This window comes from Kitasatospora sp. NPDC048298 (assembly GCF_043201465.1).
Taxonomy (GTDB): Bacteria; Actinomycetota; Actinomycetes; order Streptomycetales; family Streptomycetaceae; genus Kitasatospora.
Genome location: NZ_JBICYZ010000070.1, coordinates 15885 through 30528, shown reverse-complemented (window position 1 = coordinate 30528; position 14644 = coordinate 15885). Strand labels below are relative to the sequence as shown.

The 14644-nt window shown below is 72.6% G+C and carries 14 protein-coding genes; 10 read left to right on the top strand and 4 right to left on the bottom strand.

What is annotated here, in order from left to right; genetic code table 11:
* Positions 1–128: 128 nt before the first annotated feature.
* Positions 129–1271 (bottom strand): acyl-CoA dehydrogenase family protein, encoded by a 1143-nt coding sequence (locus ACGF0D_RS35600; RefSeq protein ID WP_392923419.1) that lies wholly within the window; start codon positions 1269–1271, stop codon positions 129–131.
* Positions 1272–1273: 2 nt separating this feature from the next.
* Complete coding sequence (locus ACGF0D_RS35595) at positions 1274–2455, bottom strand: CaiB/BaiF CoA transferase family protein (RefSeq protein WP_392923416.1); 1182 nt, start codon at positions 2453–2455, stop codon at positions 1274–1276.
* Positions 2456–2710: 255 nt separating this feature from the next.
* Here ACGF0D_RS35595 and ACGF0D_RS35590 point away from each other — a divergent pair, with 255 nt between their 5' ends.
* The 9 genes from ACGF0D_RS35590 (at position 2711) to ACGF0D_RS35550 (ending at position 12106) form a co-directional block, all read left to right on the top strand.
* Entirely contained in the window at positions 2711–3178 is a 468-nt protein-coding gene (locus ACGF0D_RS35590; protein ID WP_392923414.1) for a hypothetical protein, read from the top strand.
* A 23-nt stretch (positions 3179–3201) separates the two neighbouring features.
* Positions 3202–5325: a hypothetical protein gene (locus tag ACGF0D_RS35585; RefSeq protein ID WP_392923411.1), complete on the top strand. Its 2124-nt coding sequence runs from the start codon at positions 3202–3204 to the stop codon at positions 5323–5325.
* 1 nt (position 5326) lies between these two features.
* Positions 5327–6388, top strand: coding sequence for a hypothetical protein (locus ACGF0D_RS35580; protein WP_392923408.1), 1062 nt, complete (start codon positions 5327–5329; stop codon positions 6386–6388).
* A gap of 32 nt (positions 6389–6420) precedes the next feature.
* Entirely contained in the window at positions 6421–7494 is a 1074-nt protein-coding gene (locus ACGF0D_RS35575) for a hypothetical protein (RefSeq protein ID WP_392923405.1), read from the top strand.
* A gap of 79 nt (positions 7495–7573) precedes the next feature.
* Positions 7574–8125 (top strand): GNAT family N-acetyltransferase, encoded by a 552-nt coding sequence (locus tag ACGF0D_RS35570; protein WP_392923402.1) that lies wholly within the window; start codon positions 7574–7576, stop codon positions 8123–8125.
* Between the two features lie 126 nt (positions 8126–8251).
* Entirely contained in the window at positions 8252–9229 is a 978-nt protein-coding gene (locus ACGF0D_RS35565) for a hypothetical protein (protein ID WP_392868890.1), read from the top strand.
* Positions 9226–10554, top strand: a complete 1329-nt coding sequence (locus ACGF0D_RS35560) for a sensor histidine kinase (protein WP_392923400.1) — start codon at positions 9226–9228, stop codon at positions 10552–10554. Before ACGF0D_RS35565 ends, ACGF0D_RS35560 begins: the two co-directional genes overlap by 4 nt.
* A gap of 8 nt (positions 10555–10562) precedes the next feature.
* A complete protein-coding gene (locus ACGF0D_RS35555; RefSeq protein ID WP_392870024.1) occupies positions 10563–11255 on the top strand; it encodes a response regulator in 693 nt (230 codons plus the stop codon).
* A gap of 158 nt (positions 11256–11413) precedes the next feature.
* The gene (locus tag ACGF0D_RS35550; protein WP_392923397.1) at positions 11414–12106 is read left to right on the top strand and encodes a Pr6Pr family membrane protein; all 693 of its coding nucleotides are present in this window, start codon (positions 11414–11416) and stop codon (positions 12104–12106) included.
* A gap of 24 nt (positions 12107–12130) precedes the next feature.
* Here the strand turns inward: ACGF0D_RS35550 and ACGF0D_RS35545 are convergent, their stop codons facing one another.
* Complete coding sequence (locus ACGF0D_RS35545) at positions 12131–12520, bottom strand: toxin Doc (RefSeq protein WP_392868896.1); 390 nt, start codon at positions 12518–12520, stop codon at positions 12131–12133.
* Positions 12521–12629: 109 nt separating this feature from the next.
* Positions 12630–12842: a hypothetical protein gene (locus ACGF0D_RS35540; RefSeq protein ID WP_224280451.1), complete on the bottom strand. Its 213-nt coding sequence runs from the start codon at positions 12840–12842 to the stop codon at positions 12630–12632.
* A 263-nt stretch (positions 12843–13105) separates the two neighbouring features.
* On the opposite strand from ACGF0D_RS35540, the gene ACGF0D_RS35535 reads away from it, so the two are divergent.
* Positions 13106–14596, top strand: a complete 1491-nt coding sequence (locus ACGF0D_RS35535; RefSeq protein ID WP_392923395.1) for a S41 family peptidase — start codon at positions 13106–13108, stop codon at positions 14594–14596.
* Positions 14597–14644 lie beyond the last annotated feature (48 nt).

Genomic DNA, 14644 nt, shown 5'->3' with positions numbered 1-14644 from the left:
TTCAGCGGATTCTTCGGGGCAGTGGGTCTGTGGTCTGCGGAGCGGTGAACTTGAGGGGTAACGGGCTTGAGGAGTAACAGGCTCGCGGGGCAACGGGCTTGCGGGGCAACCCGATCGACGGAGGGACCTCAGCCGAGGATGGAACGCCCGACGATCTCCTTCATGATCTCGGTGGTGCCGCCGTAGATGGTCTGGATGCGGCCGTCGGTGAACGCCCGGGCGACCGGGAACTCGCTCATGTAGCCGTAGCCGCCGTGCAGCTGGAGGCAGCGGTCGGCGGTGCGCTTCTGCAGCTCGGTGGCCCACCACTTGGCCATCGAGGCGTCCGCCGGGGTGAGCGCGTAGCGGTTGTGCTCGGTGATGCAGCGGTCCACGAAGGCACGGGTGACGGCGCACTCGGTGGCCAGTTCGGCGATCTCGAAGCGGACGTGCTGGAGCTTGGCGAGCGGACGGCCGAAGGCCTCGCGCTGCTTGACGTAGTCGGTGGTGATCTCGACCAGGTACTCGGCGCCGGCGATCGCCGCGGCGGCGATGGTGAGCCGCTCCTGGGCGAGGTTCTGCATCAGGTGGACGAAGCCGCCGTTGAGCTCGCCGATCAGGTTCTCCTTGGGCACCCGGACGTCCTCGAAGAACAACTCGGCGGTGTCCTGGGCCTTCTGGCCGATCTTGTCGAGGTTGCGGCCGCGCTCGAAGCCGGGCGTGCCGCGCTCGATAGCCAGCAGGCTCAGCCCGTGCGCGCCGCCCTCGGGGGTGGTACGGGCGACCACGATCACCAGGTCGGCGAGGATGCCGTTGGAGATGAAGGTCTTGGCGCCGTTGAGCAGGTAGTGGTCGCCCCGGTCGAACGCCTGGGTGCGGATGCCCTGGAGGTCGGAGCCGGTGCCGGGCTCGGTCATCGCGATCGCGGTGATCAGCTCGCCCGAGCAGAAGCCGGGCAGCCAGCGGCGCTTCTGCTCCTCGGTGGCGAGCGAGGTGAGGTACGGGCCGATGATGTCGTTGTGCAGGCCGATGGCCAGGCCCGAGGCACCGGCCCGGGCGAACTCCTCGGCCAGCACCGCGGCGTAGCGGAAGTCCGGGGTGCCGCCACCACCGTACTCCTCGGGCACGGCGAGGCCGAGCAGGCCCTGGCGGCCGGCCGCGAGCCAGGCGGAGCGGTCGACGATGCCGGCCTTCTCCCAGCGGTCGTAGTGCGGCAGCACCTCCTTGGCCAGGAAGGCCCGCACGGTGGCCCGGAAGTCGTCGTGCTGCTCGGTGAAGATCTCGCGCTGCAACGCTACTCTCCTTGCTCTGCCGAAGCGTTGGGGGATGAGGCACTGACGTCGAGAGAGGGAACGCCCCAGTCCCGGGCCACCTCGGCGGTGTCCGCACCCGGCCGGGCCGGCGGGCGGCGCAGGGCACCCGGGGTGGCGGAGAAGCGCGGGGCGGGGGCCGGCTGGGTGACGCCGTCCACCTCGACGTACGTCCCGCGCGCCGACAGGTGGGTGTCCACAGATGCCTGACGCATCGTCAACACCGGTTCCACGCAGGCGTCGGAGCCCGCGAAGACGGCCTCCCACTCGACCCTGGTCCGGGTGGCGAAGCGGGCGGCGATCAGGGCCCGCAGTTCGGGCCAGCGGGCGAGCTCGTACTGGCCGGGCGCGTCCGTTCCCAGCTCCAGCAGCCGGGCGAACTCCGCGTAGAAACGCGGCTCCAGCGCGCCGACGGCCAGGTGGCCGCCGTCCGCCGCCCGGTAGACCGCGTAGAACGGCGCGCCGCCGTCCAGCAGGTTGACGCCCCGGCGGTCCTGCCAGTGGCCGGCCGCGAGCAGGCCCCACAGCATGCTGCCGAGGTGCGCCGCGCCGTCCACGATCGCCGCGTCGACCACCTGGCCGGTACCGGTGGCCCGGGCGTGGTGCAGTCCGGCGAGCAGGCCGACGACCAGGTAGAGCGAGCCGCCGGCGTAGTCGCCCAGCAGGTTGGCCGGGATGCCGGGGGGCTCCTCGGCCCCGCCCGGCGCCGCCACCATCCCAAGCACCCCGGCGACCGCCGCGTACCCGAGGTCGTGCCCGGCGGTCGCCGCCCGGGGGCCGTGCTGCCCCCAGCCGGTCATCCGCCCGTACACCAGCGCGGGGTTACGCGCCAGGCACGCGCCGGGCCCGACCCCGAGCCGTTCCGCGACGCCCGGCCGGTAGCCCTCGATCAGCAGGTCCGCCCGCTCGACCAGGTCCAGCACCCGCGCGGGGCCCTCGGGGGACTTCAGGTCGATCAGCACCGAGCGCTTGTTGCGGTTGCTGAGGTCGTACGCCGGGTCCGTGCCGAGCGGCGAGGGCTCCGGCCGGTCCACCCGCACCACGTCCGCCCCGAGGTCCCCCAACAGCATGGCCGCGAACGGCCCCGGCCCGATCCCGGCGAGCTCCACCACCCGCACACCCGCCAACGGCCCCCCGGCCTCCGGCGTCCTGCTCGCGTCACCCACTGGCTGCTGAACCCTTCCGACGGGTTTGACAGTAAAGCTGTAACACTCGGGATGATAGGCAAGCGACCCGCCGGTAACAAGACCTCCACCCTCGCGCCGGGCCGCCAATTCCCCCTTGACGCAGCCCCGCTGAACGCCGCCACTCCCCGCACATCCAGCGCCACGGAGGGTGGGTCGGTGTACTGACAACGGCTCCCTGTACGGTCTTCATGCCGCAGGGGAGCGGCTGCTTCACCGAATGGGGAGGATTCGCACATGGGTAGCCCGTACTTCACCACGGGACCGGTCGCACCGGCCAAGGACCCGATGCCGAGCTCAGGGCCCACGTACACCGCGAAGTCGCCGTACGCCCCTCCGGCCCCGGTCGGCGGCGGCAACCCCGCGCTCATCCCACCCGCCCTGGGCACCACCCGACTGGACACCCCGCACGAGCTCAACGCCTCGGCCGGGATAGCCCGGCAGATCGCCACCGACCTGGACAACGCCAACGGCAAGGCCGGCCCCGGCGCGCACAGCCTCACCGAGTACGCGAGCACCGCGTCGACCAGGATCCGCGGCTTCTCCTTCGGCGGCGCCCTCACCGGCAGCACCGAGCGCTGGCTGCAGCAGTGCAAGACCCTGCACGACAAGCTCGGCAACGCCGCCGGAAACCTCGACAAGACCCAGCGGTTCTACGGCGCCAACGAGGCCGGAATCACCGCCGACATGCGTTCGAACAACTGACAGGTACCGGGGGGAACAGACCGATGGTGTCCTTCAAGGAACTGCACGAGGCCGACTTCTCCGGGGTGAACGAAGCCGCCGAAGCCTGGGCCGGCGTGGCCAAGGCCCTCACCGCCCTGGACGGCCGGGTCGCCAAGGACCTCACCAGCACCGCACAACGGGCCGGATGGAAGGGCGACGCCGCCGACGCCGCGACCACGGCCATGCAGGGCATCGACGGCGACTTCAAGCAGGCCTCGGCCGTCGCCACCGCCCTCGCCGCGATCATGAAGACCGCCGCCGAGGACTTCGCCGCCGCCCGCCGCGACCTCGACACGGCGCTGCACGACGCGCAGGGCGACACCACCCTCAGCGTCACCGCCGACGGGACGGTCAACTGGACCGTCCCGAAGGAGGAGAGGAACGACCCCGAGGCCGAGCGCACGATCCGGGCCAACGCCCAGGCACTCTCGGACCGGCTCGGCAAGGCCGTCGCGAAGGCCACCGCCGCCGACCAGCGGGCCACCGTGGCCCTCCAGGGCGACATAGGCACCAGCACCACCGCCTTCAACGCCGCCCCGTACGGCGCCGGCCCGGTCGCCGACGCCAACCGGGCCAAGGACCTGATGTCCAAGGGCGGCAGCCTCTCCGACGACCAGCTCAAGCAGCTGCAGGCGCTCATGGCCGCCAACGCGGAGAACAAGGACTTCTCCACCACCCTGCTCAACGGCCTCAACTACGGCGGCAAGACGGGTCCGGACGCCCTGCTGGAGTACAGCAAGGTCTACGACGGCCTCGCGCGCGGCAACCACAACGCCAAGGGATACCAGGACGTCTACGGCAGCCTGTCCGTCGCACTGGCCACCGCCACCCGCGACGGCGGAATGGGCAAGGCCTGGGAGGACGGCCTGCTGGCCGCCGCCCGTCGCCCCGGGGCATCTGCGGCGGGTTACAACGACAACTACCCGGCGCTGACGGCACTGCTCAACGCGAGGGGCAGCTTCGACAAGGGCTTCCTGACCAAGGTCGGCACCGACCTGGTCGACTACGAGCGCGGCAGCAAACTCAAGGGCGAAGACCTGTGGGGCCCGGACTGGAGCAACATCTCCGGCCACCAGGGCGATCCGATGCGGGACCTCATGCAGACCATGAGCCGCCACCCCGAGGCGTCGAAGGAGTTCTTCGACCCCGCGGCCAACAAGAACCTCGCCTACCTGCTGAAGGACCGCCAGTGGCCCAACCAGGGCTACGAACACAACCAGTTGGACACGCTCGCGCGGGACACCTCCCGCGGTGCTTTCGGCGATGCCCTGGAGGCCGCCACCACCGGCCGCGATCCGCACGGCAGCCAGCCGCCGGTCCGCCCGCACGACGCGGCGATGGCGCGCATCATGTCCGACACGATCAGCCACTTCGGCGGCGATTCCGCCGGCCATGTGACCGAACTCCCCGTCGGACTGCGCCGGCCGTTCGGCAACATGATCGCCGACTACGCGGCCGACACGTACGAGATCATCGGCAAGGAGGTCAACGGGCACTCCGAGACCAGCGGGCTGGCCATCGACCGGGACCGCCTCATCCGGGTCATCCGAGGTGTGTCCGACGACCCGGAGGCGTTCAAGGCCATCCACTACGCCGAGAGCCAGGAGATCGCCCGGCGACTCGACTCCTACCCCGCCGACGCGTTCAGGCCGGACGGCACCGGGCGCCCCGGCCCCGGCATCGAAGGCTACGTACGGGAGGCCGGCCAGGTCCTGGGGGCGCTCAGCGGCGCACAGTCGGACGTCATGACCCGTCACCACGACGACGTCGTGTTCCAGAACAACTGGCAGGCGAAGATGAACTACCACCTCATCGGCACGCCCCTGACTCCCGTACCGGTCGTGGGCGACTTCGTCCAGCGCATGGTCGACGTCGGGACCTCGGAGTGGGCGAACGGGCTCAACAGCGAGCAGGACCAGCAGACGCAGGCGGACCTGTCCAAAATGTTCAACTCCGGAGAGAACCAGCTGAAGACGATGATCGTCGAGAAGGCCGGACTGGCCGGTCTCACCCAGGCGGAGATCAACTCGACCGCCGGTGTGCCCCAGAAGCTGCTGCACGACGTGTCCGAAAGCTACGGGACAGGCGTCAACCAGACATACCGCAACGCACTCGGAGGGCGCTGAGATGAAGAAGACACAGCACACCGCCGATCAGCCCGGCGACGGGAGCGCCGTCGGCGGGCGTCTGGACGCGGCGCTCGACCGACGGGGGTTCACCACCTGGCCGCTGCGGGTGCGGGCGGCGGTCGCCGTGGTGGCGGTGACGGCGGTCGTGGCCGGGGCCGGGGTGTTCCTGGTGGACAACCTGACCAACGCCTTCGGTCCGGACAGTGTGTGCGAGGGCGCCGTGAGCGCGGATCTACTGAACGACGCGCTCGGGCCGGGCAAGGTCAGCGATCAGGCGTTCGGCAACGGGTACCTGCGCAGCGGGTCAGCGTTCTGCATGGCGAAGGTGAGTTCCGGGGTCTTCGGCAACGAGCGGTCCGTCACCGTTGAGCTGCGCAAGAACGGCGACCTCTCCGTCGTCGCGAATGACGCGGAGGCCCGGCTGTTCGCCGCTTCGGCCAACGGCGGAGCGTCCGGCGCGGGCTTCGACCACCGGGCCTGGGCGCTGCTTCCCGAGGCGTGCGACAGCGGGCAGCGGATCACCGTCAGGGCGGACCGCGACAACCGGCCCGGGGCCGAGAAGCTCGCCGCGCTCGCCGTGTCGACGGCCGGCCGCGTCGCGTCACAACAGGGGTGCGGTACGTCGTCCATGCCCGCGCCGCACCAGCTCTCCGCTGCCGGGAAGGACCACGACCTCGACCGCAACGCCGTCTGCGGCCTGCCCGGGCTCACCGCGCCCGCCGGCCTCGGCGGCGCGGCCCTCCGGGAGACCGTGACCACCTCGACCGACCCGCTGTGGACCTGTCTCATCCACTCGGACGCGAGTCCGAGGTCCCCGATCACCTTCACCATCGGCACCGAGCCCCGGCTCCTGGCCCCGGCAACCCCGAAGGACGAACCGGGGATCGGCCGGGCCCGCTGGGTGCGGCCCGGCGAGATGACGGCGACTTGCCAGGGCCGGCCGACCACCTTCCGGATGGAACTCAACGGCTCCTGGAGCTCCGGACCGGATGGCGACTCCACCTGGCAGCAGTTCCTCACCGCCGGGGGCAAGGCGATCGGCTGCGAGCCGATCCTCTAGCCGGACGAACGACGAGCGAAGGGGGACACGCCATGGAACAGAACGACCCGGACGGCCAGGACGGCCGGCGGAGCGCGGCGGGGCGGCTGGACACCGCGCTCGACCGGCGGGGGTTCACCACGCGGGCGCTGCGGATGCGGTTGGCGACGGTGCTGGTGGCGTTCTCCCTCGTCCTCGTCGGGGCCCTGGGGTTCGTGTCGTACCGGCTGACGAACCTCGGTGGGCCGGACGCCGTGTGCGACGGGGCGGCCACGGCGGACCAGGTGCACGAGCTGCTGGGGTCCGGGCGGATCCGTGAGAGCAAGGGCAGCTATTCGGCGACGGAGAACCACACCGGGAACAGTTGCACGGCCACGGTCAGCTCCGGTGTGTTCAAGACCACCGAGAAGATCGTGCAGTTCACCATCGCTCTCAACACTGATGACGGACCGAGAGTGTTGGCCGCGTCGGATGCCCGGCTGTTCTCCGGTGACTCGGCCGGTTCGGTGACTCCGGCTGTCGCATGGGCCGTGCTCCCCGAGGGGTGTGAGAAGGGCGTGCGCGCCGAGGTGCGCGCCGACCAGCCGGGCCACGACGAGGCCCGAGCCCGCTTGGCCGTGGCCTTCGCCAACAAGGTCGCCAAGGCACGCGGCTGTGCCGATCGGGCCGTTGCGGCACCGAAGGAGCTGTCGGCGAAGGGCGCCGTGACGGACCCGGACTGGACCAACCTCTGCGGACTGCCCGGGTTCGCACCCGCCAGGAACCCCGAGGCCCAGTGGCGCATGCCGCAGCAGGTCACCACCGCCACCGCCCCGATCTGGTCGTGTCGGATCGGCGGGGACTCGCAGTACGACAGCCGGGTGCAGGAGTTCGCGATCACGACCGAGCCACGGACCACCGCCCTGACCCGGAAGGACGGCGCGAGCACGTCCGATCTGGGGCGGGCCCAGTGGGTGGCCGACGGGACGCTCGTCACCACGTGCCGGGGCAAGGACGTCTTCTTCACCATCACCGGTGGGATCACCTCGGGCCTCGAGAAGCCCTTCCTCTTCCCCGACCAGAAGGACCGGGTCCGCCAGTTCCTCACCGCCGGGGGCAAGGCGATCGGCTGCGAGCCGATCCTGTAGCGGCGGAAATCGACGGGCGAGTGTCGGAGTAATGGCCTATCTTGCGGGAGGCCTATTACGCACGACACGGGGAAGCGCCATGACCACCACCGACCTGACCGCCCGCACCGACCACACCGCCCGCACGATCGTCACCGTCTCCGAGCGGCTGGTGTTGACGCGGCCGCAGGAGGACGACGTGGAGGTGGTGTTCGCGATTCACGGGGATCCGGAGACCAACCGGTACAACCCGAACGGGCCGCAGCGGGAGATCGCCCAGGCGCAGGAGATGTTGGACGGGTTCGTCGCCGACTGGGTGCGGGACGGGGTGGGGTACTGCGCCGTCGCCACCCGGGAGGACCCGGGGGCGGTCATCGGGTTCGCCGGGCTGTACCTGCACACCCTGGACGGGGAGCGGGTGTTCAACCTCTACTACCGGTTCCGGCCGTCCGCCTGGGGCCTGGGGTACGCGGCGGAGGCGGCCCGGGCGGCGATGGCCGAGGCGCTGCCGCGCCACCCCGGCATCCCTGTGGTCGCCCTGATCCACGCCGACAACCTGCCCTCGCGCCGGCTCGCCGGGCGGCTCGGGCTGGTCGCCGACCCGGACGGCCGGACCGACGAGGAGGACCGGTTGATCCACCGCATGGCCTGAGGTCGGTCTGCCGCACGCCAGAGGTCGGCCCGCAGCGCGGTCCCGGCCGGAGATCCCCCGCCAGGGGGAGGGGGATCGCGCCCCCGGCGGAGGCCCCGGGGTGCGCCCCGGCGGGACCGTGGGGGCATGAGGATCAACGAGCACGTGTTGCGGGCCGGGGCGGCCTGGACGGCGGTGGCGGCGACCGGGCCGTACCTGACGCTGAAGCTGCTCTGGCTGACCGGGCATCCGGTGGGATCGGACGACCCCGGCGGGATGGACCGGCTGTGGCTGGTGAACCTGCTGACCTTCGGCATGGACGCGATCGCCGTGGCTCTGGCGCTGGCCTTCGTCCGCCCGTGGGGGCGGCGGGCGCCGGCCGGGCTCGTGGCGTTCCCGATGTGGGTGGCGACCGGGCTGCTCGGCACCATCCTGGTCGCGCTGCCGCTGTACCTGCTGAGCCTGCTGGTGCTCGGGCCGGAGCGCGCCGACCCGGACGACAAGGGCGTCGGCGACTGGGTCTTCCTCGTCGTGTACGGCGGCTTCGCCGTCCAGGGCCTCGCCCTGCTCACCGCCTTCGCGCTGTACGCCCGCCGGCGCTGGGCCGGGCTGCTGCGGGAGCGGATCGGCGACCTGCCCGACTCCCCCACGCTGGCCGTGCAGCGTTCCCTCGCCTGTGTCGCCGCGCTGCTCGCCGTGGGCGTCGCGGCGGGCCGGGCCTACTGGGCGCTCGGGGGTGCCGCCGGACTGCCTCAGGTCATGGTGGAGGAGCGGAACCGGGGCGTGGCGGTGATGGACGGGGTCTGCGCGGTGATGGCGGTGGCCGCGGCGGCGGCGCTGCTGGTCCTGGTCTTCCGGTTCCGTCCGGGGCGCCGGCTGCTCGGGCCGCTGCTGGTGGTCTGGACGGCGGCCGGCTCGCTGTTCGGTTGGGGCGCCTGGCAGGTGGTGGCCTTCGGGGCGACGACGACCCGGGTGACCGAGTTGCGGATGGCCGTGCCCGGGCTGATGCCCCTGGTGCAGGCCGCCCAGGTGGTGGCCGCGGTGCTGGTCCTGGCGGTCGGGGCGATGGCGCTGGCCGAACTGGGCGCCCGCCGGCGCACCGCTGCCGTAGAGTCGCGCGGGTGATCACGGGGGTGGGCGACAGGTTGCGGCGTACGGCGCGCGCGGACGGCCGGTTGCCGCGTACGGCGCGCGCGGACGGCCGGTTGCGGCGCACGGCGGGAGCCGCGCTGGGGCGGCGGGCCCGGCTGCGCTGGGTGCACCTGGTGCTGGGCGGCGCGCTGCTGATGCCGTACTGGATGCTGTCGGTGGTGCTGTTCGGCGCGCTCAACCCGAACCAGTCACCCGCCCGCCAACTGCTGCTGTACGTCCTGTCGTTGGCCACCTCGCTGCCGATGGCCGCCGTCACCGCGCTGGTGCCGATGGTGCGGGGGCTGGAGGGCGCGGCCGCGCGGGCGCTGTGCTCGGCGCCTCACCCGGAGGAGCTGGCCGCCGGACCGGCCCGCTCCTGGGCCGCCCGCCGGCGCACCGCGCTCTGGTACGTGCTGCACCTGCTGTTCGGCGGGGTGGTCGCCGGGATGACGCTGGCCGGCACTCCCTTCGCGGTGGTGCTGGTCTGCGGCTTCTCGGGGACGGAGGAGTTCGTCCGGATGTGGCAACGGCACTTCCCCGCCTGGCTGGCCAGCGGCCCCGCCCTCGGCCTCGGCCTGCTGCTGCTGATCGTCGGCACCAACGCCGCCTGCGGCGCGCTGCTCGCCCGCTGGGCGCCCGCCCTGCTCGGCCCGACCCCGGAGGAGCGGGTGGCCGCCGCCGAGCGCCGGGCCACGGTGCTCGCCCAGCGCAACCGGCTGGCCCGCGAGCTGCACGACTCGGTCGGGCACGCGCTCAGCGCCGTCGGCATCCAGGCCTCGGCCGCCGCCCGGGTGTTGCGCAGCAACCCGGACTTCGCCGCCGAGGCGCTCGCAGCGATCGAGGAGACCGCCCGGGCGGCCGTCGCCGAACTCGACACCGTGCTCGGGCTGTTGCGCGAGGAGGACCCGCGGGCCGCCGAACCGGCCGGGCCCACCCTCGCCGGGCTGGACGACCTGCTGCGCCAACTCGGCCGCGCCGGGGTGGCGGTGGACGCCGAGCTGGCGCCCGGGCTGGCCGGCCTGCCCGAGGCGGTCTCCCGCGAGGCGTACCGGATCGTGCAGGAGGGCCTGACCAACGTGCTGCGCCACGCCGGACCCGCCCCGGCCGGGCTGCGGGTCGCACTGACGGGCGGCCGGCTGGAGATCGAACTGACCAACCCGCTCGGCCCCGCCCGACCGAGCCGCCCCGGCGGCGGACGCGGGCTGCGCGGGATCGCGGAGCGGGCGGCGGCACTGCACGGCGGCAGCGCGGCGGGGTCGGGCGAGGACGGAACGACGTGGCGGCTGGCCGTCTGGCTGCCGGTGGGAGGGACGACGTGAACGAGGGCATGGACAGCGGCGCGGAGCGGGGTGTCGACAGCATCCGGGTGGTGATCGCGGACGACGAGCGGCTGGTCCGCCTGGGCCTGCGGGTGGTGATCGAGAGCGAGCCGGACCTCACCGTGGTCGGCGAGGCCGCGGACGGCGCCGAGGTCGTCCCGCTGGTGCGCGAACTGCGCCCGGACGTGGTGCTGATGGACGTCCGGATGCCCGGTATCGACGGCATCCGGGCCACCGAGCAGCTGGTCGGCGGGATGGCTCCGCCGCCGCGCATCCTGGTGGTCACCACCTTCGAGCACGACGACCACGTGTACGACGCGCTGCGCGCGGGCGCCGCCGGGTTCCTGCTGAAGCGGGCCCGGGCGGAGGAGATGGTGCAGGCCGTGCGACTGGTCGCGCGCGGCGACTCGCTGCTGTTCCCGGCGGCCGTCCGCGACCTCGCGCTGCGCCACGGCGCGGACCGGCGCCGGGAGGCCGGGGCGGCGGACCGGGGCCCGATCGGGCGGCTGACCGAGCGGGAGGGGCAGGTGCTGCGGCTGATGGCCACCGGGCTCAGCAACGGCGAGATCGCGCGGCAGCTGGTGGTGAGCCAGGAGACGGTGAAGACGCACGTCGGCAGCGTGCTGGCCAAGCTGGGCGCGCGGGACCGCACCCAGGCCGTCATCGCGGCGTACGAGTCGGGCTTCGTACTGCCCGGCTGACAGGCCGAACTGACGGATCGCCAGGCCTCGGCAGGGGAGCCCGGGGGCCGAAGTGGTTCGAACACGGATTCCATCCGCTCGGCCCCAGCGAGTAGAGTGCAGCCTTCCCCCTTGACGCCCGATACCTCCCGTATCGCCTGAAACGAACTGGTGGCCGCATGACAGTCCGGACCCGGCCCGCGCTGTGGTGGCGCATGGGCATCGTGCTCTCGGCGGGCCTCGGCCTGATCCTCGGAACCGCACCGCTGGTGTACTTCACCGTGCAGAGCAACGTGATCGTGTTCGGCTACTTCGTCGGCGCGGTGTACTGGATGCTCAAGCGCGACACCGTGGACGCGCCCGCGCCCCGGCTGCGCGGCGCCGCCACGCTGTACATCCTGATCACCGGGCTGGTCTCGCACATCCTGCTCGAACACGGTGCCAACCCACTGCCCGGGCTGGTCAGCGGACCGGACAGGCTGGCGCACTGGTCGTCGTTCTTCCTGCACTACGTGACGCCGGTGATGGTGATCGTCGACTGGCTGGTGCTCAGGCCGCGCAACGCCGCGGCCTGGAAGGACATACCGCTCTGGCTGGCCTTCCCGCTCGGCTACGCGGCGATCGTCCTCACCCGCAACGCACTGTTCGACGACTACCCGCTGCCGTACCCCTACTTCTTCTTCGACCCGACCGCCAAGGGCTACGGCTACGTCTGGGGCCAGATCGCCCTGCTGACCGTCGAGTTCGTGGTGCTCGCCGCAGTCGTCGTCGGGCTGGACCGGCTCGGGACGCGGATCACGGGCAGGCTGCGGCCGGCGCCGCAGGGCGCGGGCGCGGGCACGGGCACGGGCACGGGCACGGCCTCGGACTGACGATGACGCGGCGGTCGGCCGGCCTCAGATCCGCCAGGCGCGGATCCGGTCGGCCGCCGCGTACACGTCCGCCCGGCCCTCCGCTATGTCGCGGGCCAGCTCCACCAACGCCCCGTAGGGCGAGTCGATCCCCTCCCCGGCCGCGTGCATGTACGCGGCCGTCGTCATGCAGGCGTACAGGTTGTTGCGCACCGGCAGCGGGCGCAGCAGCACGATGGTGTGCATCAGGGTGGCCGCGCACCAGGCCGGGTCCGCTTCGTGGCCGAGTTGGGCGGTGTTCACCCGGTGCCGGGCGACGGCGGCCTGGAGCGCCGAGTAGTCCCGCACGCTGAGGTCCTCCGGGGAGGCCAGTTCCTGGACGTCGAGGAGCCAGCGCAGGTCGACGTGGAGCAGCGCCGCTCCCCCGCCCCTCACCGTGTCACGCCCGCACCGGCCGCACCGGCCGCACCAGCACCCGCCGCGCTCGCGCTCGCGCCCGCCGTAGCCACAGTGGCCGCCGCTCGCACCGCCGCCGCACGGCCGCTCACGCCGCGGGCGCGTCCTCGGGGAACGCGGCGTCGAACTCGGCCCGGTGCGCCTTCCAGAACGCCACCGCGTGGTCGACGAAGACCCTCCGCTGCTGCTCCCGCACGCTCAGGTCGTGGACGTACGCCTTCACCGTCTTGCCGTCCGCGGCGGCGGCCTCGCGGATCGCGGCGAGCTCGTGCTCCGTGTACTCGATGTTGAGCGCAGGCATGTCGCCGATGGTACTGGAGCCAGGGGCAGTTGGGGCCGTGGACGGCGGATTTTCACCCGCACTCAAAACGGCGCTTGTCGAGAGCGCCGGGGGCTATTCCGCCCGGCACGGATCGGCCCGGAGGAGGAAGCGGATGGGCCCGGAGGAGGAAGCGGGTGCGCCACCCGGGATGACGACCGGGCGACGGGGCCGGCCGTAGCGTCGGCGGGGAGCGGTGGCGGAGGGGTTCCGCGGGGGAGACCGGGGTTCGGCGGAGGCCGGAGATGACACGCAGGAACATCAGCAGGACGGCGGCCGCGGCGGTGGCGCTCGCGGCGGCCGTGGGATTGGCGGCGCCGGGGGCGGCCGCGGCCCAGGGGGCGACCGCGGCCCAGGGAGGGCGGGCGAACCCGCTGGAGGGGGTCTGGCGATTGGAGGGCTACGGTCTGCTGGTCGCGGTCTCCGGGAGCCGGCTCACCACGTACGACGTGACGGCACACAGCTGCGTGCCCGGGTGGATCACCGGGACGCAGACGGCCGCGCCCGGACCGGACGGCACCATCCGCTACGAGATGGGCGACAACGCCCTGACACTCACCCCCAAGGGCCGCAACCGGGCCGTCGAACGCGAGGAGGGCGGGGTCGGCAGCAAGTCGCTCGACCGTCTGGACGCCCTGCCGCCGCTGTGCGCCGAGCCGGTTCCGAACGACCCGCTGGCGGTCTTCGACCGGTTCTGGGAGAACTTCGAGGAGAACTACCCCTTCTTCGCCGCCAAGGGCATCGACTGGCACGCCGTCCGGGACGAGAAGCGGCGCACGATCACCCCGACGACGACCGTCGACCAGCTGCAGGACCTCTTCGTGGACATGCTCCGCCCGCTCGGCGACGCCCACACCGGACTGGCCCGGGTCGTCGACGGGCACCCGAGGTCGGTCTTCGGCGGACAGCGGCCCGGGACGACGGAGGAGACCGAGGAACTGACCGCCCGGGCCCGACAGGCCTCGGCCGCCCAGCTCACCGGCCCGGAGCAGCTCTTCGCCGACGGTCGGCTCGGCGTGGGCCGGCTCCCCGACGGCATCGGCTACTTCCGGGTGAGCAGCTTCGGCAGGTACACCGAGGGCGGCCACCAGAACCAGCTCGCCGAACTGGACCGGGCGCTGGACGCCCTGTTGGCCGGGCCGGACCGCCCCACCGGCCTGGTCGTCGACGTACGGCTGAACGGCGGCGGCTCGGACGCGCTCGGGCTGCACATCGCCGCCCGGCTCACCGATCGCCCCTACGTCGCCTACCGGAAGGTGGCGCGCAACGACCCGGCCGACCCGACGAGGTTCACCCGGCCCGAGCCGGTCACCGTACGGCCCTCGGCGGGCGGGCACTTCACCGGGCCGGTGGCGGTCCTCACCTCCTCGATCTCCACCAGCGCCGCGGAGACCTTCACCCAGGCCATGATGGGCCGCTCCCCGAAGGTGCTCCGGGTCGGCGAGAACACCCAGGGCGTCTTCTCCGACGTGATGATCAAGACGCTCTCGCCGGATCTGCTAGTCGGCCTGCCGAACGAGAAGTACCTCACCCGGGGCGGCGGCACCTTCGACGGACCGGGCATCCCGCCGAACGTCCGCACCCCGGTGTTCACCCCCGACGAGCTGGCCGGGCTCAGGGACTCGGCCCTGAGCACGGCCCGCCGGATGCTCACCGAGGACGCCCGGGGCACCCGGGATTCCCAGGGCGCCCAGGACTCCCGGGACTCCCAGAGCGACGAGGACCGGCAGCGGTAGCCGCCACCTCGGCCGATTCGGCCGAGGTGGCCACCTCGGCCACACTCG

What these genes read in the sequence shown, in the direction of transcription:
- ACGF0D_RS35590 (WP_392923414.1), top strand. Translation starts at nt 2,711, where the DNA reads ATGGGTAGCCCGTACTTCACCACGGGACCGGTCGCACCGGCCAAGGAC.
- ACGF0D_RS35585 (WP_392923411.1), top strand. Translation starts at nt 3,202, where the DNA reads ATGGTGTCCTTCAAGGAACTGCACGAGGCCGACTTCTCCGGGGTGAAC.
- ACGF0D_RS35580 (WP_392923408.1), top strand. Translation starts at nt 5,327, where the DNA reads ATGAAGAAGACACAGCACACCGCCGATCAGCCCGGCGACGGGAGCGCC.
- ACGF0D_RS35575 (WP_392923405.1), top strand. Translation starts at nt 6,421, where the DNA reads ATGGAACAGAACGACCCGGACGGCCAGGACGGCCGGCGGAGCGCGGCG.
- ACGF0D_RS35570 (WP_392923402.1), top strand. Translation starts at nt 7,574, where the DNA reads ATGACCACCACCGACCTGACCGCCCGCACCGACCACACCGCCCGCACG.
- ACGF0D_RS35565 (WP_392868890.1), top strand. Translation starts at nt 8,252, where the DNA reads ATGAGGATCAACGAGCACGTGTTGCGGGCCGGGGCGGCCTGGACGGCG.
- ACGF0D_RS35555 (WP_392870024.1), top strand. Translation starts at nt 10,563, where the DNA reads ATGGACAGCGGCGCGGAGCGGGGTGTCGACAGCATCCGGGTGGTGATC.
- ACGF0D_RS35550 (WP_392923397.1), top strand. Translation starts at nt 11,414, where the DNA reads ATGACAGTCCGGACCCGGCCCGCGCTGTGGTGGCGCATGGGCATCGTG.
- ACGF0D_RS35540 (WP_224280451.1), bottom strand. Translation starts at nt 12,842, where the DNA reads ATGCCTGCGCTCAACATCGAGTACACGGAGCACGAGCTCGCCGCGATC.
- ACGF0D_RS35535 (WP_392923395.1), top strand. Translation starts at nt 13,106, where the DNA reads ATGACACGCAGGAACATCAGCAGGACGGCGGCCGCGGCGGTGGCGCTC.